Annotated in this window: 19 protein-coding genes; 8 read left to right on the top strand and 11 right to left on the bottom strand. The window is 67.6% G+C overall.

The features are described from left to right. Positions 1–9: 9 nt before the first annotated feature. A complete protein-coding gene (locus PV762_RS14820; RefSeq protein WP_421035780.1) occupies positions 10–381 on the bottom strand; it encodes an H-NS family nucleoid-associated regulatory protein in 372 nt (123 codons plus the stop codon). A gap of 319 nt (positions 382–700) precedes the next feature. On the opposite strand from PV762_RS14820, the gene PV762_RS14815 reads away from it, so the two are divergent. Then, on the top strand, positions 701–1,453 hold the full coding sequence (locus PV762_RS14815) for a GntR family transcriptional regulator (protein ID WP_421035779.1): 753 nt from the start codon (positions 701–703) through the stop codon (positions 1,451–1,453). An 18-nt stretch (positions 1,454–1,471) separates the two neighbouring features. Here PV762_RS14815 and PV762_RS14810 read toward each other — a convergent pair whose 3' ends face one another. After that, positions 1,472–1,927: an Lrp/AsnC family transcriptional regulator gene (locus PV762_RS14810; protein WP_421035854.1), complete on the bottom strand. Its 456-nt coding sequence runs from the start codon at positions 1,925–1,927 to the stop codon at positions 1,472–1,474. Between the two features lie 102 nt (positions 1,928–2,029). On the opposite strand from PV762_RS14810, the gene ilvB reads away from it, so the two are divergent. Then, complete coding sequence (ilvB, locus tag PV762_RS14805) at positions 2,030–3,766, top strand: biosynthetic-type acetolactate synthase large subunit (protein ID WP_421035778.1); 1,737 nt, start codon at positions 2,030–2,032, stop codon at positions 3,764–3,766. A 14-nt stretch (positions 3,767–3,780) separates the two neighbouring features. Here ilvB and PV762_RS14800 read toward each other — a convergent pair whose 3' ends face one another. Beyond that, positions 3,781–4,944, bottom strand: a complete 1,164-nt coding sequence (locus PV762_RS14800; protein ID WP_421035777.1) for a mandelate racemase/muconate lactonizing enzyme family protein — start codon at positions 4,942–4,944, stop codon at positions 3,781–3,783. 146 nt (positions 4,945–5,090) lie between these two features. On the opposite strand from PV762_RS14800, the gene PV762_RS14795 reads away from it, so the two are divergent. Continuing rightward, entirely contained in the window at positions 5,091–6,053 is a 963-nt protein-coding gene (locus PV762_RS14795; protein ID WP_421035776.1) for a LysR substrate-binding domain-containing protein, read from the top strand. Here the strand turns inward: PV762_RS14795 and PV762_RS14790 are convergent, their stop codons facing one another. Continuing rightward, the gene (locus tag PV762_RS14790) at positions 6,054–6,713 is read right to left on the bottom strand and encodes a GntR family transcriptional regulator (RefSeq protein ID WP_421035775.1); all 660 of its coding nucleotides are present in this window, start codon (positions 6,711–6,713) and stop codon (positions 6,054–6,056) included. 220 nt (positions 6,714–6,933) lie between these two features. Here PV762_RS14790 and pcaC point away from each other — a divergent pair, with 220 nt between their 5' ends. The 5 genes from pcaC to PV762_RS14765 all read left to right on the top strand — a co-directional run bounded on the left by pcaC (position 6,934) and on the right by PV762_RS14765 (position 11,130). Beyond that, positions 6,934–7,332, top strand: coding sequence for a 4-carboxymuconolactone decarboxylase (gene pcaC, locus PV762_RS14785; protein ID WP_067280375.1), 399 nt, complete (start codon positions 6,934–6,936; stop codon positions 7,330–7,332). A 12-nt stretch (positions 7,333–7,344) separates the two neighbouring features. Continuing rightward, a complete protein-coding gene (locus tag PV762_RS14780) occupies positions 7,345–8,208 on the top strand; it encodes an NAD(P)-dependent oxidoreductase (protein WP_421035774.1) in 864 nt (287 codons plus the stop codon). Between the two features lie 4 nt (positions 8,209–8,212). Beyond that, positions 8,213–9,604 carry an NAD-dependent succinate-semialdehyde dehydrogenase gene (locus tag PV762_RS14775; RefSeq protein ID WP_421035773.1) on the top strand — a complete coding sequence of 464 codons (1,392 nt, stop codon included), beginning with the start codon at positions 8,213–8,215 and terminating at the stop codon, positions 9,602–9,604. A gap of 98 nt (positions 9,605–9,702) precedes the next feature. Next, the gene (locus PV762_RS14770; RefSeq protein ID WP_421035772.1) at positions 9,703–10,686 is read left to right on the top strand and encodes a tripartite tricarboxylate transporter substrate-binding protein; all 984 of its coding nucleotides are present in this window, start codon (positions 9,703–9,705) and stop codon (positions 10,684–10,686) included. A gap of 66 nt (positions 10,687–10,752) precedes the next feature. Then, positions 10,753–11,130: a GNAT family N-acetyltransferase gene (locus PV762_RS14765; RefSeq protein ID WP_421035771.1), complete on the top strand. Its 378-nt coding sequence runs from the start codon at positions 10,753–10,755 to the stop codon at positions 11,128–11,130. Here the strand turns inward: PV762_RS14765 and PV762_RS14760 are convergent. The 7 genes from PV762_RS14760 to PV762_RS14730 all read right to left on the bottom strand — a co-directional run bounded on the left by PV762_RS14760 (position 11,103) and on the right by PV762_RS14730 (position 16,036). After that, a complete protein-coding gene (locus PV762_RS14760; protein ID WP_421035770.1) occupies positions 11,103–11,807 on the bottom strand; it encodes an SDR family oxidoreductase in 705 nt (234 codons plus the stop codon). The two genes, PV762_RS14765 and PV762_RS14760, sit on opposite strands and share 28 nt — an antisense overlap. Before the next feature lie 98 nt (positions 11,808–11,905). Next, a complete protein-coding gene (locus PV762_RS14755) occupies positions 11,906–12,538 on the bottom strand; it encodes a TetR/AcrR family transcriptional regulator (RefSeq protein ID WP_421035769.1) in 633 nt (210 codons plus the stop codon). Positions 12,539–12,614: 76 nt separating this feature from the next. Continuing rightward, positions 12,615–13,193 carry a DUF3617 domain-containing protein gene (locus tag PV762_RS14750; RefSeq protein ID WP_421035768.1) on the bottom strand — a complete coding sequence of 193 codons (579 nt, stop codon included), beginning with the start codon at positions 13,191–13,193 and terminating at the stop codon, positions 12,615–12,617. A 134-nt stretch (positions 13,194–13,327) separates the two neighbouring features. Beyond that, on the bottom strand, positions 13,328–13,777 hold the full coding sequence (locus PV762_RS14745) for an STY0301 family protein (protein ID WP_421035767.1): 450 nt from the start codon (positions 13,775–13,777) through the stop codon (positions 13,328–13,330). Continuing rightward, positions 13,774–14,043, bottom strand: coding sequence for a hypothetical protein (locus PV762_RS14740; RefSeq protein ID WP_421035766.1), 270 nt, complete (start codon positions 14,041–14,043; stop codon positions 13,774–13,776). The genes PV762_RS14745 and PV762_RS14740 overlap by 4 nt, the downstream gene beginning before the upstream one ends. 265 nt (positions 14,044–14,308) lie before the next feature. Then, positions 14,309–14,881, bottom strand: a complete 573-nt coding sequence (locus PV762_RS14735) for a hypothetical protein (RefSeq protein ID WP_421035765.1) — start codon at positions 14,879–14,881, stop codon at positions 14,309–14,311. A 138-nt stretch (positions 14,882–15,019) separates the two neighbouring features. Then, positions 15,020–16,036: a virulence RhuM family protein gene (locus PV762_RS14730; protein ID WP_421035764.1), complete on the bottom strand. Its 1,017-nt coding sequence runs from the start codon at positions 16,034–16,036 to the stop codon at positions 15,020–15,022. Between the last annotated feature and the right edge of the window lie 45 nt (positions 16,037–16,081).

Here is a 16,081-nt window from a genome sequence, read left to right as displayed (position 1 = left end):
CGGCGCGAATCAGCTGATCAACAGCTCCTCGGCCGTCTTCCCGGCGGCCAGGGCGTCCTTGAACCAGTTCGGACGCTTGCCGACGCCGGTCCAGGTGCGGCCGCTGCCATCGTGGTATTTCGGGGCGCCCGCGCTGCGCGGAGCCTTGGCCTTGCGCGGACCCGCCGCCGCCTTGCCGGGCTTGGCGGCCTTCGCCGCTCTGCCCCGGCCCGCCGACTTCGTTGCGCCGGCGCCGAACAGTTCCTCGGGCGTCAGCCCGTAATGATCGATGGCCTCGCGGATTCGGGCGACGACGCCGGAGATCTCCTTCGCGCGCAGCGACTCGGCTTCCTTCTTCAGCTTCTCGATCTGGGACAGGACTTGCTTCAACGACTTGGCCATTCAAAGGGCTCCATTCGGGTGTTTGACATCGGGCATTCGCCTCTGCGTCGCAGACCTCCCGGCCGCGACTGTAGCGCTTGGTGGCCACCGATGCGGAAACGACACAGTGTCTGCCTTCGATGCAGTATCGATTCCACTGATTCCGGTAGGGTGCGGCGCGACAAATACGTCGATTGAGCAGTCGATTCGCCGCTGTATTGCTCATTCATTGCGCTTGAGCAAAAACCGTGTCGACCCGTGCGTCCGGACCCTGCCGCGGTCCGCTGCCGCTTCGTAGAGTGATCCGTGATTCCCCACAATTCACCGACGGAGTGCCGCGATGGTTCGTTCACCTTACCCTGGCGCTCGCCCGGGTCCGCCTGCGACCGCTCACGCGGTCTCGTCTGCGATCCCCCCGGCGATCAATACGCCGACCTATCTGCGGCTGCGCGACCAGATCCGCACCGACATCGAGGCCGGCTGCTGGCGGCTGGGGCAGCACCTGACCCTGCATGAGCTGAGCGCCCATTACAGCGTCAGCAACGTGCCCGTGCGCGAGGCCCTGCTGCAGCTGCAGGGCGACGGCATGGTCGACATGCGGATGAACAAGGGCGCCGTCGTGCGCGCGGTCGACGCGCGTTTCATCGACGAGTACTTCGATGTCCGCGAAGCGCTGCAGTCGATGTTGATGGCGCGGGCCTGCCGGTCGGCCTGGGCCGGCTCTGCGCTGACCCTGGAGGGCGTGACCGCGCTGCTGACACCGCTGGAGGAGGCCACCCGCCTCGCCCGCGTCCACGATCTGATGGCGGCGGACGATGCCTTGCAGCACCATCTGGCGCGGTTGGGCGGCAACGACCAGGCGCTGGGCATGCAGGCCTCGCGAGGCCGACTGCTGGAGGCCTTCCGCCGCGCGCGCCTGGAGGTCTGGGCCCCGGAACTCGAGGCGCTCGCGGTCCAGGGCGCGGCCATGCGGCAGGCGCTGGCGCATGCCGATCCGGCCCTCGCTGCGGAGGCTGTCCGTCGGCACGTCGCCGCGTCGCGCGCCTACATGACGCGGCTGCTGAAGGTGCCGGAGCTGCCGGTGCCGACCTGAGACCGGCGGCCAGGCGGCTCAGAGCGGCAGCGAGCTCGCCTTCAGGCAGCGCAGCACGAAGCTGGACTTGCTGTGCCGCACGCCGGGGATCTTGTAGAGCTTCTCGCGCAGCAGGCGCTCGTAGTCGCGCGTGTCGCGAACGGAGAGGCGCAGCACATAGTCATAGTCGCCGGACACCAGGTAGGCGTCGATGACCTCGGGGATGGCCTCGAGGTGCCGGGCGAATTCCGCCATCGCGGCATCGGTGTGCTTGTTCAAGGTGAGCTGGACGATCAACTGCTCGGGGCGGCCGACCTTCTCTGCATTGACCTTGACGGTGTAGCCCTCGATGACGCCCGACGCTTCGAGGCGCTTGATGCGCGTCCAGCAAGGGGAGGTAGTCAAGCCCACCTCGTCGCTGACCTCCTGCAGGCTGGCGCGCGCGTTGCGCTGCAAGGCCCGCAGGATCGCTCGGTCGAACTTGTCGAGCTTGATTTCCTGATCCATGTCGCTTTCGAAGGAACGTTTGCTGCAAAGGCGATTCTAGGAGGCAAGAACGGCAACGCTTCCCGGAGGGACGCCGGGATACTGATCCGCATGAACGCACTGATCGATCGCGCCGTGCTGAGCGCTACTGGAACGGGGATGCGCAACGGCGCGCAGATGCTGCTCGACACGTTGGTGGCCTGCGGCGTGGACACGGTCTTCGGCTATCCCGGCGGCGCCGTGCTGCCCTTGTACGACGCGCTGCACGGCGAGCCGCGGCTGCGCCACATCCTCGTCCGCCACGAACAGGCGGCGGTGCACGCCGCCGAGGGCTATGCCCGAAGCACGGGGCGGCTGGGCGTGGTGCTCGTGACCTCCGGTCCCGGGATGAGCAACACCACGACGGGGCTGCTGGATGCCTTGTGCGACTCGATCCCGGTGCTCTGCATCAGCGGACAGGTGAACAGCGCGGTGATCGGGACCGATGCGTTCCAGGAATGCGACGCGCTGGGCATCTCGCGGCCTGTGACCAAGTGGAATGCGCAGTTGCGGCCTGGCGACGACGTGGCGGCGCGCGTCCGGCAGGCTGTGGACATCGCGCGCGGTGGGCGTCCGGGGCCCGTGCTGCTGGACGTACCGAAGGATGTGCAGCTGGCGCCGGCGCGTTCGACCATGAGGTTGCCGATCAGGACGCTCAGGGAGGCGCCGGCGGTGGATGTCCGCGCGGTCGAGCAGGCGGCGGACTGGATCGCGGGAGCGCGGCGCCCCGTGTTCTACGGCGGCGGCGGACTGGTCAATGCCGGCGAGGCGGCGTGTGCCGCTTTCGCCGCGGCGGTCGGCCTGAGCGGCGCGCCCTGCACCTTGACGCTGATGGGGCTGGGCGCACTACCGGCGTCGTCGCCGCAGTGGCTGGGAATGCTCGGCATGCACGGCACGCTGGAGGCCAACCTCGCGATGCATCACGCCGACCTGATCGTGTGCGCGGGCGCGCGTTTCGACGATCGGGTGACGGGCCGGCTGGACAGCTTCGCCCCCGGCGCGCGGGTGATCCACCTGGACGTCGATCCGGCGTCCATCGACAAGGTCCGCCGCGCCGATCTGGCGCTGTGCGGCGACGCGGGCGTGCTGCTGCCCCGGCTGCGGCGCGCGCTGCACCACCGCGCAATGCCGCCGGCGCGGCTCGCGGACTGGTGGACGCGCATCGAGGCGTGGCGGGCGCAGCGGTCGCTGGACTTCGAGGACACGTCGGAGGTGATCGCCCCGCAGGCGTTGATGAGGCGACTCCAGGCGCAGCTCGCGGATCGCGACGCGATCGTGTCGACGGATGTGGGCCAGCATCAGATGTGGGCGGCGCAACACCTGGCCTTCGAACGGCCGCGGCGCTGGCTGACCTCGGGCGGCGCCGGCACGATGGGCTACGGCCTGCCCGCGGCGATCGGCGCGCAGGTGGCGCATCCGGACCGGCTGGTCGTCTGCGTGAGCGGGGACGCGTCCATCCTGATGAACCTGCAGGAGATGGCGACAGCGCGGCAGCACCGCGCGGGCGTCAAGGTCGTGCTCTGCAACAACGGCCACATGGGCATGGTGAGGCAGTGGCAGGAGCTGCACCACGGCGAGCGCTACAGCCACAGCTACAACGCCTGCATGCCGGACTTCGTCGCGGTGGCGAAGGGCTTCGGATGGGCGGCCCGGCGTGTCGAGCGGCGCGAGGACCTCGACGCCGCGCTCGCCGAGTGCCTGGCGAGCGACGGGCCGTACTTCCTCGACGTCGCCGTCGCACCGGCGGAGAACTGCTTCCCGATGATCCCGGCGGGGAAGGGTCATCAGGAGGTGATGCTGGGGCGCTGATGCCCTCCGCGAGCTCAGTCCGACAACGCCCGCATCACCGCATACAGATCCGACTTCCCCTCGAACCCGATCCCCGGCAGGTCCGGCAGCGTGACGTAGGAGTTCTCCACCTTCACGCCGTCCGGGAAGCCGCCGAAAGGCTGGAACAGGTCGGGGTAGGACTCGTTGCCACCCAGGCCCAGGCCGGCCGCGATGTTCAGCGACATCTGGTGCCCGCCGTGCGGCACGCAGCGGCTCGCGGACCAGCCGTGTTCCTTGAGCATGTCCAGCGTGCGCAGGTACTCGACTAGGCCGTAGCTCAACGCGCAGTCGAACTGCAGCCAATCGCGGTCCGGCCGCATGCCGCCGTACCGGATCAGGTTGCGCGCATCCTGCATGGAGAACAGGTTTTCGCCCGTCGCCATCGGGTTGGCATAGTAGTTGCGCAGCGTCGCCTGCAGCTCGAAGTCCAGCGGATCGCCGGCTTCCTCGTACCAGAACAGGTCGTACGTCGACAGCGCCTTCGCATACGCGATCGCCGTGTCCAGGTCGAAGCGGCCGTTGGCGTCGACGCACAGCTTCTGGCCGTCGCCGAGCACGCTCAGGATGGAGTCGATGCGACGCAGGTCCTCGTCCAGCGACGCGCCGCCGATCTTCTTCTTCACCACCGAGTAGCCGCGGTCGATGTAGCTGCGCATCTCGTCCTTGAGCTTGCCGTGGTCCTGGCCCGGGTAGTAGTAGCCGCCCGCCGCGTAGACGAAGACCTTGCGGTCCGGCGTGCCGGTGCCGTAACGCTCGGCCAGCAGCTGGAACAGCGGCTTGCCCTCGATCTTCGCGACCGCGTCCCACACCGCCATGTCGATGGTGCCGATGGCCACCGAGCGCTCGCCGTGACCGCCCGGCTTCTCGTTGGTGAACATCGCGTCCCACACCTGGTGCGCGTCGAGGATGCCGCGACTATCCAGCAGCGACTCGGGATCGGCTTCCAGGATGCGCGGGATGAAGCGCTCGCGCATCAGCGTGCCCTGGCCGTAGCGGCCGTTGGAGTTGAAGCCGTAACCCACCACCGGCTTGCCGTCGCGGATCACATCCGTGATGACCGCCACGAGGCTCAGGGTCATCTTGCTAAAGTCGATGTAGGCGTTGCGGATGGGGCTGCTGATCGGCAGCGTCTTTTCTCGGATCTCGACGATCTTCACGGGGAACTCCACTTCAAGGTTGCTTGCGGACGGGTCGCATGATCCCGCCGGGACCCCTCGCGAGGCCAATTCAGTTTTCTTAGCTTTTGATGCTTTGCGGGCACCGCCACGACCGACAGGACCGCCCGGACCGCCGAACCCTCGCCATGACGCTGAACCTGAGCTGGATCGATGACTTCATGGTGCTGGCTGCCAGCGGCAACTTCTCCCGCGCCGCGGAAGAGCGCCACATGACCCAGCCCGCCTTCAGCCGGCGCATCCGCGCGCTGGAGGAGTGGCTGGGCACCGACCTCTTCGACCGCAGCTCGCAGCCCGCGCGGCTGACCGACGCGGGCGTGTGGTTCCGCAAGACCGCGCAGGAGCTGCAGTCCCAGGTCGCCCGCGTGCCCGGCGAGGCCCGCGCCATCGCGGAGGCCAGCTCGCAGACGCTGCGTTTCGCGGCCACGCATGCGCTGTCGTTCTCGTTCATGCCGCGCTGGCTGCGCGCGCTGGAGGCCCGCACCAGCGTCGGCCCGGTGAACCTGGTCTCCGACACCCAGCAGAAGTGCGAGGCGCTGCTGCTGCAGAGCCAGGTGCAGTTCGTGCTCGCGCACGGCCACCGGCAGGTGCCCGGGCCGCTCGACGAGGCGGCGATCACCAGCATCGTCGTCGGAGAGGATCAACTGCTGCCGGTCTGCGCGCCCGATGCGGCCGGTGGACCGGCCCACCCGCTGGAGGGGGGCCAGGGGTCGAAGGGCGCCCTGGTGCCGTTGCTCGCGTACAGCTCGGAGTCCGGGCTGGGCCGCATCCTGCGCGAGGTCAAGGGCATGGCGCTGGACCGGCTCCCCATGCAAGCGGTGTTCACGGCGCACCTGGCGTCGGTGCTGCGCACCATGGCGCTGGACGGCCGCGGCGTGGCCTGGCTGCCGAAGATCCTGATCGGCGAGGACCTCGCGACCGGGCGGCTGGTGGTCGCCGGAGGCAAGGACTGGCACCTGGACCTCGACATCCGCCTGCACCGCGCTCGTGGAACGATGGGCGCGGCGGCCGAGACCTTCTGGGCCGCTGCGGAAGACGCCCCCGCGCCCGATGGACAGGCGGTCAAGGCGGCGAGGCGGTCCGCGGATTGATCAGCCCATGCTGCGGAGCACGTTCTCCGCCGCCTGCTTCACATGCTCGCCGCACAGCCGCGCGGCGAGTTCGCCGTCGCGCTGCTCGATCGCGGTGACGATCGCCTCGAGTTCCCGCAGCGTCTCGGGCAGCCGCCCCGGCTGCGCCATCGAGATGCGCCGCAGCACCGTCACGCGGTTGTTCAGCTGCTTGAGCATCTGCCCCGCCACCGTGTTGCCGCAGCCCTCGACCAGCACGTCGTAGAACTGGTTCTTGATCGTGAGGATGCGCGCCCGGTCGCCGGCGGCATGCGCCTGCGCCAGCTCGGTCAGCTTGGCGCGCAGCGCGGCGCGCTGCGCGTCCGATGCGTTCGCCGCGAAGCCTCGTCCGGCCAGGCTCTCCAGGCTGGCCCGGACTTCATAGATCTCGCGCACCTCGTCGCGGGAGATGCTGGTCACCTCCGGCCCGCGGTGCGGAATGATGGTGATCAGCCCTTCCGCCTGCAGGTGCTGCAGCGATTCGCGCACGCAGGAGCGGCTGACGTCCAGACTCTCGCAGAGCTCCCGCTCCGAGAGCTTCTGACCCGGCGCCAGCACGCCGTCCAGGATGGCGGTGCGCAGCGCCTGCGTGGCGCGCTGGCGCAAGGACGTCTCTTCCCGGGCTACTTTCACGAGGCTCATGGGCCCGATCCTACCTGTGGGCGGGCGATGTCCGGACTTCCGGATCACCTGATGTTCATACAGACGGATTGTCATACAACACGCCCGGCCCACTTTCAATCCACGTATTCCCAATGTCGGATTGTCGGACAATCCGACTACATTGAGCCATCGACGAGTGGCAGACCCGCTCGTCACTTCCCCACCCCCACCCATCCCCCCCGATCACCAGGAGTTTCCGATGACCCGTGCCTACGCCCCGAAGAACCAGGCCCTGTTCGACCAAGGGCTCTCGACCCGGCGCGAGGTGCTCGGCGCCGAGTACGTCGACAACTCGATCAAGAACGCGACCGACTTCAACATCGACATGCAGGAGCTGGTCACGCAGTACTGCTGGGGCGACGTCTGGAACCGACCGGGACTGGACCGCCGCACGCGTTCCTTCCTCAACCTGGCCATGATCACCGCGCTGAACCGCCCGCATGAGCTGAAGCTGCATGTGCGCGGCGCCATCAACAACGGCCTGACGCGCGACGAGATCAAGGAAGTTTTCCTGCAGACGGCGATCTACTGCGGCGTGCCGGCGGCGATCGACTCGTTCCGGGTCGCCGCCGAGGTGTTCAAGGAAATGGACGCCTGAGGAGCCGACGCCATGACCCGCATCGGATTCATCGGCCTGGGCATGATGGGCACGCCCATGGCGCACCTGCTGCACGCCGCCGGCCACGCGCTGGTGGTGCAGGACGCACGGCCTGAGATCACCGCCCGCTTCGCCGAGGCGCATCCCGGCGCCCGTGTCGCCAGCGGCGCCGGCGATTACGCGGCCTGCGACATCCTCATCACCATGCTGCCGAACTCGGACATCGTCGACGCCGTCGTCGGGCCGCTGGCATCGCAGCTCAAGCGCGGCGCGGTGGTCGTGGAGATGAGCTCCGCCGATCCCAACCGGACACGCGCCCTCGCCCAGCGCCTGGCCGAGTCCGGCATCGCGCTGATCGACGCGCCGGTCTCGGGCGGCGTGAAGAAGGCCGTGGCGGGCACGCTCGCCATCATGGTGGGCGGCGACGTCCCCGCCTTCGAGCGCGTCCGTCCGGTGCTGGAGACGCTGGGCAAGGCCATCACGCACGTCGGGCCGGTCGGCGCCGGCCATGCGCTGAAGGCGCTCAACAACTACGTCTCGGCGGCCGCGCTGATCGCGACCGCAGAAGCGATCCACGTCGGTGAGGCCTTCGGCATCGATCCGGCCACCATCGTCGACGTGATCCAGGCCTCGACCGGGCGGAACAACACGACCGAGAACAAGGCCCACCAGTTCATGCTGAACGGCGCGTTCAACTCGGGCTTCTCGCTGGCGCTGCAGGCCAAGGACGTCGGCATCGCCGCGTCGCTGGGCCGCGCGATGGGACTGCCCATGGCGCTCGCGCAGGACGTATACGCGATGACCGCGGAAGCGTCGGAGTCGCTCGGCGCCGGCGCGGATCACACCGAGCTCTACCGCTTCGTCGGCAAGGCCTGAGGCGATGGGCGCGACCTTCGACGTCGTCAATCCCGCCACCGGCGAACGCGTCGCGCAGGTCCGCAAGGACTCGGCGCAGGATGCGCAGGCGGCCGTCGAGGCGGCGCGCATCGCGCAGGTCGAGTGGCGCCGGCGCGGCGGTCACGCCCGCGCCGAGGTGCTGCAGCGCTGGTTCGAGCTCGTCATGACGCGCACCGAGGAACTGGCGCGCATCATGGTCTCGGAGCAGGGCAAGCCGCTCGCCGAAGCGCGTGCCGAGATCGTCTACGCGGCGAGCTACATCCGCTTCTACGCCGAAGAGGCGCGGCGGCTGCACGGCGAGACGATCCCGGCCTCGTCGCCGGATCGCCGGCAGCTGGTGGTGCGAGAACCGGTCGGCGTCTGCGCCGCGATCACGCCCTGGAATTTCCCTGCGGCGATGGTGACGCGCAAGGTCGCGCCGGCACTTGCCGCCGGCTGCACGATGGTCCTCAAGCCGTCGGAGCTGACACCGCTGACCGCGCTGCGGCTCGCGGATCTCGCGCTCGAAGCCGGACTCCCCGTCGGAGTGCTGAATGTCGTCATCGGCGACGCCGTCGAGATCGGCGCGGTGCTGACCTCGTCGCCGACGGTGCGCATGCTCAGCTTCACCGGCTCCACGCCGGTGGGGCGACTGCTGATGGCCCAATGCGCGCCGACGGTGAAGAAGCTCGGCCTGGAACTCGGCGGCAACGCACCGTTCATCGTCTTCGACGATGCGGACCTCGACGCCGCCGTGGAGGGCGCGATCGCCTCCAAGTTCCGCAACGCGGGCCAGACCTGCGTTTGCGCCAACCGGCTCTTCGTCCAGCGCGGCGTCTATGACGACTTCGCCAGGCGCCTGATCAAACGCGTCCGCGCGCTACGGACCGGCAACGGCCTGGACGACGGCGTCACGCAAGGCCCGCTCATCAACGAGGCGGCGCGGGGTAAGGCGCTGTGGCATGTCCGGGACGCGCTGGACCGCGGCGCGCGCCTAGGCATCGGCGGCGAGGCGGTCGACGGCCCCGGCTGGTTCATGCAACCGACCGTGCTGCTCGACGTGAAGGCCGGCATGCGCTGCCTGGACGAGGAAACCTTCGGTCCGGTCGCACCGCTGGTGGCCTTCGACACCGAAGCGGAGGCGATCGCCTGGGCCAACGCCAGCGAGTTCGGCCTGGCGAGCTACTTCTACTCGCGCGACGTCGCGCGCTGCTTCCGCGTCGCGGAGGCGATCGAGTCCGGGATGGTCGGCATCAACACCGGCGCGATCTCGAGCGAGACGGTGCCCTTCGGCGGCATCAAGCAGTCCGGACTGGGGCGCGAAGGCTCCCGGCACGGTCTGGACGAATACACCGAACTGAAGCTGATGAGCTTCGGCGGCGTCGGCGCGGCCTGACGGGGCGCGTCGGGAGGCTTTTCCTTTCCTGCAGCGACAGACATGCAGCAGCCGGCGATGGACCGGCGGCGCACTTCCTTATCCCCTTGGAGCGAGACATGCGAAAGATTGCGAAGAAGGTCCTGGCCGTCACGGTGACGACGGCGGCGATGGCGTTGGCCACGGCGGCGTCCGCCGCGTATCCGGACAAGCCGATCACGATGGTGATCCCCTATGCGACGGGCGGTTCGACCGACGTGATCGGCCGGCTGATCGCGGAAGCGATGACGCGCGACCTTGGTCAGCAGGTGATCGTGGAGAACGCGGGCGGCGCCGGCGGCACGATCGGCACGGCGAAGGTGGCGCGCGCCGCGCCGGACGGCTACACGGTGCTGCTGCACAACATGGGAATCGCGACGGCGCCCGCGCTCTATCCGAAGCTGACCTTCGACGCCAACAAGGATCTGGTGCCGATCAGCCTGGCCGGCGACGTGCCGATGATCCTGGTGGGGAACAAGAACTTCGCGCCGGCGACGGTGGCCGAGGTCATCAGGCAGATGAAAGCCAAGCCGGGCGAGGTGCGCTTCGCGCATGCCGGCGTCGGTGCGACCTCGCACCTGTGCGCGATGCTGTTCAGCCAGACCACGGACACGACGGTGACGATGGTGCCGTACCGCGGCACCGGTCCGGCGCTGCAGGATGTCATCGCCGGCAACGTCGACCTCATCTGCGATCAGCCGGTGGCGACGGGCCCGCACGTGGCGGCAGGGGCGCTGAAGCCCTATGCGATGGCGACGAAGGCGCGCGTGCCGCAACTGCCGAACGTTCCCACCTTCGCCGAGAGCGGCCTGCCCGGCTTCGAGCTCGCCGTCTGGCACGGCGTGTACGCGCCCAAGGGCACCCCCGCCGCGGTGGTGACGCGACTGAACACGGCGCTGCGCCATGCGCTGGCCGATCCGAATGTCGTGAAGCGCTTCCAGGAGATGGGCGTGGTCGCGCCCCAGGGCGACCGGCTCAAGCCTCAAGCGTTGGGGCTGCAGACGGCCGCGGAGATCAAGAAGTGGGATCCGGTGATCAAGGCCGCTGGCGCCAAGGCGGAGTGACGGCGCGGTCCCGGCCACCGCGGCCGACGGTGGCTGCCGTCCTGTGGACCGCATAGAGTCCAGGACGTGGCGGACATCCTCGAACTCGTGCGTGCGACGCAACCCGGGCCCTTCGGGCTGCGCACGCTCGAACTCGGCCGCTACATCGGTGTGCGGCTCGGCGGGCGGCTGGTGGCGCTGTCGGGCGAGCGGATGAAGGTGCCCGGCTTCACCGAGGTCAGCGCGGTCTGCGTCGATCCGTCGTGTCGAGGCCGGGGCTTCGCCGCGTCGCTGATGAAGGCGGTCTCACAGGGCATCCTCGACCGCGGGGAGACACCCTTCCTGCACGTGTTCACCGACAACGTCACGGCGATCGCGCTCTACGAGCGCCTTGGCTTCCGCCTGCGGCGCCGGTTCAGCGTGAACTTCTTCGAGACTCAGCCCGCCAGCGGATCCGTCAGGTAGACACCGGCGGACAGCGCCTGCTTGACCTGGCGCGTGCCCTCATCGACGGAGACCTCCGGCACACCTTGCTCGATCGCGTCGAGCGACTGGCTCACGACGTCCTCGGGCTTCGCCTTGGGCACGTCGAAGTCTCGGATCATGTCCGTGTCGATGAAGCCGCCGTGGAAGCCGACGACCAGCGTGCCTTGGGGCTTGAGTTCCGCGCGCAGGCTGTTGGTCAGCGCCCAGGCCGCCGACTTGGAAACGCCGTAGGCGCCGAGCATCGGCGTGTTCACCCAGCTCAGGATGGACAGCATGTTGAGCAGTGCGCCCCCAGCGTTGCGGGCGAGCACCGGCGCGAACGCGCGCGCGACGTGGAAGACGCCGAACAGGTTGGTCTCGAGCTGTTCTCGCAGGACGGTCTCGGCGTTGTCGCCCGCGATCCCGCCGACACGGCCGATCCCGGCGTTGTTGATCACCAGCGTCACGTCGCCGCAGGCGCGCGCGGCGGCGGCGACCTGCTCGGGCTTGGTCACGTCGAGCTGCACCGGCACCACGCCGGGCAGCGTGATGGTCGAGACGTCGCGCGCCGCGGCGTAGACCTTCTTCGCGCCGCGGGCGAGCGCCTGCTTGGCGAATTCGAGCCCGAGGCCCCGGTTCGCGCCGGTGATGAAGACGACGGCATCCTTGATCTGCATGGAACTTCCTTCTGCGCCGGGGCGCGTTGTTTCATATGACGCACGTCATATTGATGGGGAAAGAAAAGGGACCCGAAGGCCCTCGATGGAAAGCGGAATCAGCCGCCCGGACGGGCCTGTGCGGTCGAACGGGCCGGTTGGGCGGCGGCTTCAGCGTGTTGACTCAGCAGCGCGCGCTTGGTGCTGGCGAGGATGGCGATCGCCTGGTCGCGATCGCCGATCGCGCGGGCCATCTGGAGGGCGCCGACCAGCGTTGCGGCGATCGGCCAGGCGGATTCCGGCGAGGTGCCTTCGCCCAGCGCGTCCATGACGAGACCTTGCATGCCGAGCAGGAGTCCGTGACCTTCGCCGCGCACGGCGGCCGACTGGCGGGGCAGCTCGGCGACCAGCGCCGCGACCGGGCAGCCGCAATCCACGTTGTCGATGCCGCTCTCGTGCAGATAGGTCTCCACCAGGGCGCGGAACGGTGGCACGCCGGCGGCCACGAGCCGGTCGGCATGGCTGTGATGCAGTTGCCGGCTGTCCTGCCCGGCGCGCAGCGCGGCGGCGCACAGCAGCTCGTCGCGGGACGCGAAGTGCGCATAGAAGCCGCCGTGCGTCAGCCCGGCCTGCTTCATCACGTCGGCGACGCCCACGCCGTCGAAGCCGACGCGGCGGACGGTGCGCGAGGCGACGTCGAGGATGCGGTCGCGGGATTCTTCCTTGCGGGTGGAGCGGGGTAAACTCGGCATGACGGGCATCATAATATGATGATCATCATGCGAATGGGTCCATCGGGTAAAGACCCTGCGCCGGGCTCGCGCCGGCTCAGCGCATCAACGTCATCAGCGCGGGATCCACGCCCGCCGGCGGGGTGTCACAGTCGCTGCCGATCCACTTGTGGACGGACGAGGAGTCGTAGCTCAGCGGCTGCCCTTGCGCGGTCGAGCCCTTGAACGAGACCTTCACCGTGGCGGCGGTCTTGTCCTTGACCTCGTAGGTGCCGACGCCGGTGCCGCTGACCATCTCGCTCTTGCAACTCATCGTGAAAGTGCCGGAGCTGCCGTTGGCGGGCTTCACTTGCGTGGTGCACTGCTCGACGCTCTCTGGCTTGGGCAGTGAGAACTCCGCGGATTGCTGGCAGGCCAGATGCGGGCTGCCGCCGGCCGGCAGCCCGACCTTTGCCATCGCCGCGGCGAGGCTGCTCTTCTGCTCGGCGGTCAGCGCGCCGTTGATGTCGAAGATCGTCGGCATCTTGCGGCCGTTGATCGTGTTGACGCTCGCACTGGCCCACAGGCCGGGCTTGACGCTGATCGACTGGGCTTGGACGGGCGCCGTTGTGGCCAGCAGGCCGAACGACAAGGCGATCACGGAAAGGGACGCCGAACGGAAAGCGGTAGCGCGCATGCAGATGAGCTCGTGGATGTCCGGGGAGGACGACGAGGTCAGTCTAAGAAGCGACGCGACATTTCTCGTACGCCGCTGAACCCTTCACAGGGGGCGCGCATGACGGAGGTCATGTCGACCGGCCTTCGGAAAACTCAGCGGCAGGAGGCCGACTGCATCTTGAGCAGTCCACTGGGAGCGGCAGTGGAGATGACCGTGCATTCGCGATATCCCGCCAGAGGACGGACCAGTGCCTGTGTTGTTGCGCGATACAGGCAGATTGCATAGGCGTCTTCGTACTGAGCGACGTTCCAGGTCAACTTCTCCGTGAGTCCGCCTCGCGCATCGCGCTTGTTCGATGCCTTGTCGTTGATCGTGGCGTCGGAAACATCGACCGGGCCGAGGTTGACGCGAAAGCCGGTCAGCTCGTGTCTTGGATAGGGCGTCGACGTCGTCACCGTGAACCCCTCGGGCACCTGGTCGAGCTTCTGCTCGGTCTTCGGCAACTCGACCGGGCACTCGAACGGGGTCGGCGCGGCATGCAGAGGAGATGTCACGAGGCTGAGCACGATCAGTACCGCAACGGTCGAAGGCAGAGCGCTCACCGTTGGATGGTCGCGTAGGCGCGTCCGTTGTGGAAGTAGGTGGTCGGCTTCTTGTGCGCAGCCGGATCGAAGTAGACGGGGCGCTTCAGGATGGACTCAGCACTTGTGTGCTGCTCGATGATGTAGAAGCCGATGACAACGCCGCTGGCATCTCTGAGTGCACCCGCGAACAGTCCTGCATGTTGTCCAGTGGACTCATTGGGATAGAAGCCCGCAGCATTCCAGCCCGGATGCGATCGGCGTGCCCACCTGCAAGGCAGCGACATAGGCCGGAGTCAATTCATCGCCCTTCTTCCAGTTGTCTGGCTGAGTCCTCGGCGCGTGGGCCACCTGCTTCACCAGCTCAGCGCATTGCGCTTGTCCGCTCGTGTTCAGCAGGAGTGCCTTGCCCTCGTACTGGCTGGGATCTGCGACCGCGCCAAAGTGTTCGACGTAGGCGCGGGTGGCAATGGCGGCGGAGGGCCTATGTACGGGGTTCGAAGTGGAGTGGCCAATGTAGCGATTCCAGCGTTCCGAGCCCTTTGACCTTCGTCATGTCCGCGGCCGTTGCGGGTTCCAGCCCTGCAGCAGCGCCCACACCGCCGCCGCACTGAGGAGGAGCGAACGTGCCAGATGGGCCATCTGCAACTGCTGGAAGGCGGCGTCGGTAAAGCCGTGCTCCTGCATGTCGCCCTGCGCGCCAGCGGCCCAGGGGGTTGTGGCGACTGACAGCAGCCACAAGGTGGCGATGCCCCACAGCGCGCGCCGCGAGAAGCGGCCTGGCGAGGCCCACAGGCCTATCGCGGCGGCCAACGCGCCAGCGCCGTAAGGCAGCACCACCACCGGCAGCTTGCGCGTGTAGCCGCGCGCGAAGGCCTGGAAGGCCGCATCGCTGACGCCGGCCATGTCCACATGGATGCGGTAGACGTTGAAGTACAGCAGCCAGCCGACGCCGACACAGGACCAGATCAGCGCGAGATGGACGGCCTGGAGCGCGTCGGCCGCGCGGCCGTTGACGAGGAGCGGCGGCGCCCTTCGGGTGATTCCCGCCGTGACCAGTGCGCCTGCGTAGAGCAGCAGCGCAGCTCCGAGCATGGCCAGAAAGCCGATGAAGTAAAGCGGCATGTGACTCTTTCTTCCGCGCTGAGGCGCCGCGGATGATAGTCGCGCGCTTTTCGTGACGGTCTTTTCCGCAGGCCCTCTTCGAGGGGGGTCTACATCCCTGTTGTCGACGACGGGTGTAGCCAATGCGTGGGACCGGGCTCAGTCCCTGTGTCGCGTGCTCAACTGCTTTTCGAGCCCGCTCAAAGCCTCCAATTCGATGCGATCGGCCTCGACGGCATCCGCCTTTCGCCGCATGGAATCGAACTTTTCATAGCGTTCGTGCGCCATCTCGGTCATCGTCTGGTGACTGACACGACCAGCACCTTGAAGCACGGCTTGCTCGTTGAACTCCATGAAACTGTCGACGTACTTGCGCCAGTCCGCCATGCGGAGGCTCTTGCGCTGCTCGGCTCGCAGCTCCGCAAACTCGAGGAACGTGCTCACGATACGGTTGAGGTGTTTGAGCTCGTCGTTGGCTAGATAGTTCTTGGCGACGACCACATCCGACTTCCGAATCCTCTGGCCCTGCCACCAAGTCAGCGCCATTTGCGGATGCTCCGGGTCAGCGCGCTGAACGACCAGTTCAGCAGCGGTCTTGCCCGTGACCGCGAAGAACATCTTGTTCTGCACTTCCGCGAAGAAGGTGCGAGTCACCTGCTCGTCGTCGGCGTAATCGATGGAGAGCGAGAAGAGATCTCGCACCTTTTGATAGAAGCGCTTCTCCGAAGAGCGGATGTCGCGGATGCGCTGAAGCAACTCGTCGAAGTAGTCCGCCTGCTCCGCCCCTTTCAGGCGGTCGTCGTCCATGACGAAGCCTTTGAGGAGATATTCCTTCAGGTGGGTCGTCGCCCACTGGCGGAACTGCGTGCCGCGAGGTGATTTCACGCGGTAACCGATCGCCAGGATCATTTCAAGGCTGTAGAGCTGAGTCTTGTAGCGCTTCCCGTCGGCGGCAGTTGTCAAGTCTTCCTTGACAGCTGACTCTGCCTTCAACTCGCCTTCCGAAAGAATGTTTCGGACGTGCAAGCTGATGTTCTGCTTGGACGTTTCAAACAGCGCCGCCAATTCCAGTTGGGTCAGCCAGACGCTGCCAGCCTCCGCGCGCAGGAAAAACCTCGACGCGCCATCCTCTGTTGCATAGAGCACCAGCTCGGCGGTTGTCTTCTGTTGGCTCATTGAGTTCTTCTCCAGCCTTGTATCGATGTGGACAGAAGTTTCTCG

This window comes from Mitsuaria sp. CC2 (assembly GCF_048957715.1).
GTDB lineage: Bacteria > Pseudomonadota > Gammaproteobacteria > Burkholderiales > Burkholderiaceae_C > Roseateles.
Note: the sequence above shows the minus strand (reverse complement) of the source record. Positions and strands in the feature narration are given on the sequence as shown.

What these genes read in the sequence shown, in the direction of transcription:
- PV762_RS14820 (WP_421035780.1), bottom strand. Translation starts at nt 381, where the DNA reads ATGGCCAAGTCGTTGAAGCAAGTCCTGTCCCAGATCGAGAAGCTGAAG.
- PV762_RS14815 (WP_421035779.1), top strand. Translation starts at nt 701, where the DNA reads ATGGTTCGTTCACCTTACCCTGGCGCTCGCCCGGGTCCGCCTGCGACC.
- ilvB (WP_421035778.1), top strand. Translation starts at nt 2,030, where the DNA reads ATGAACGCACTGATCGATCGCGCCGTGCTGAGCGCTACTGGAACGGGG.
- PV762_RS14795 (WP_421035776.1), top strand. Translation starts at nt 5,091, where the DNA reads ATGACGCTGAACCTGAGCTGGATCGATGACTTCATGGTGCTGGCTGCC.
- PV762_RS14790 (WP_421035775.1), bottom strand. Translation starts at nt 6,713, where the DNA reads ATGAGCCTCGTGAAAGTAGCCCGGGAAGAGACGTCCTTGCGCCAGCGC.
- pcaC (WP_067280375.1), top strand. Translation starts at nt 6,934, where the DNA reads ATGACCCGTGCCTACGCCCCGAAGAACCAGGCCCTGTTCGACCAAGGG.
- PV762_RS14780 (WP_421035774.1), top strand. Translation starts at nt 7,345, where the DNA reads ATGACCCGCATCGGATTCATCGGCCTGGGCATGATGGGCACGCCCATG.
- PV762_RS14775 (WP_421035773.1), top strand. Translation starts at nt 8,213, where the DNA reads ATGGGCGCGACCTTCGACGTCGTCAATCCCGCCACCGGCGAACGCGTC.
- PV762_RS14770 (WP_421035772.1), top strand. Translation starts at nt 9,703, where the DNA reads ATGCGAAAGATTGCGAAGAAGGTCCTGGCCGTCACGGTGACGACGGCG.
- PV762_RS14760 (WP_421035770.1), bottom strand. Translation starts at nt 11,807, where the DNA reads ATGCAGATCAAGGATGCCGTCGTCTTCATCACCGGCGCGAACCGGGGC.
- PV762_RS14755 (WP_421035769.1), bottom strand. Translation starts at nt 12,538, where the DNA reads ATGCCGAGTTTACCCCGCTCCACCCGCAAGGAAGAATCCCGCGACCGC.
- PV762_RS14750 (WP_421035768.1), bottom strand. Translation starts at nt 13,193, where the DNA reads ATGCGCGCTACCGCTTTCCGTTCGGCGTCCCTTTCCGTGATCGCCTTG.
- PV762_RS14740 (WP_421035766.1), bottom strand. Translation starts at nt 14,043, where the DNA reads ATGTCGCTGCCTTGCAGGTGGGCACGCCGATCGCATCCGGGCTGGAAT.
- PV762_RS14735 (WP_421035765.1), bottom strand. Translation starts at nt 14,881, where the DNA reads ATGCCGCTTTACTTCATCGGCTTTCTGGCCATGCTCGGAGCTGCGCTG.
- PV762_RS14730 (WP_421035764.1), bottom strand. Translation starts at nt 16,036, where the DNA reads ATGAGCCAACAGAAGACAACCGCCGAGCTGGTGCTCTATGCAACAGAG.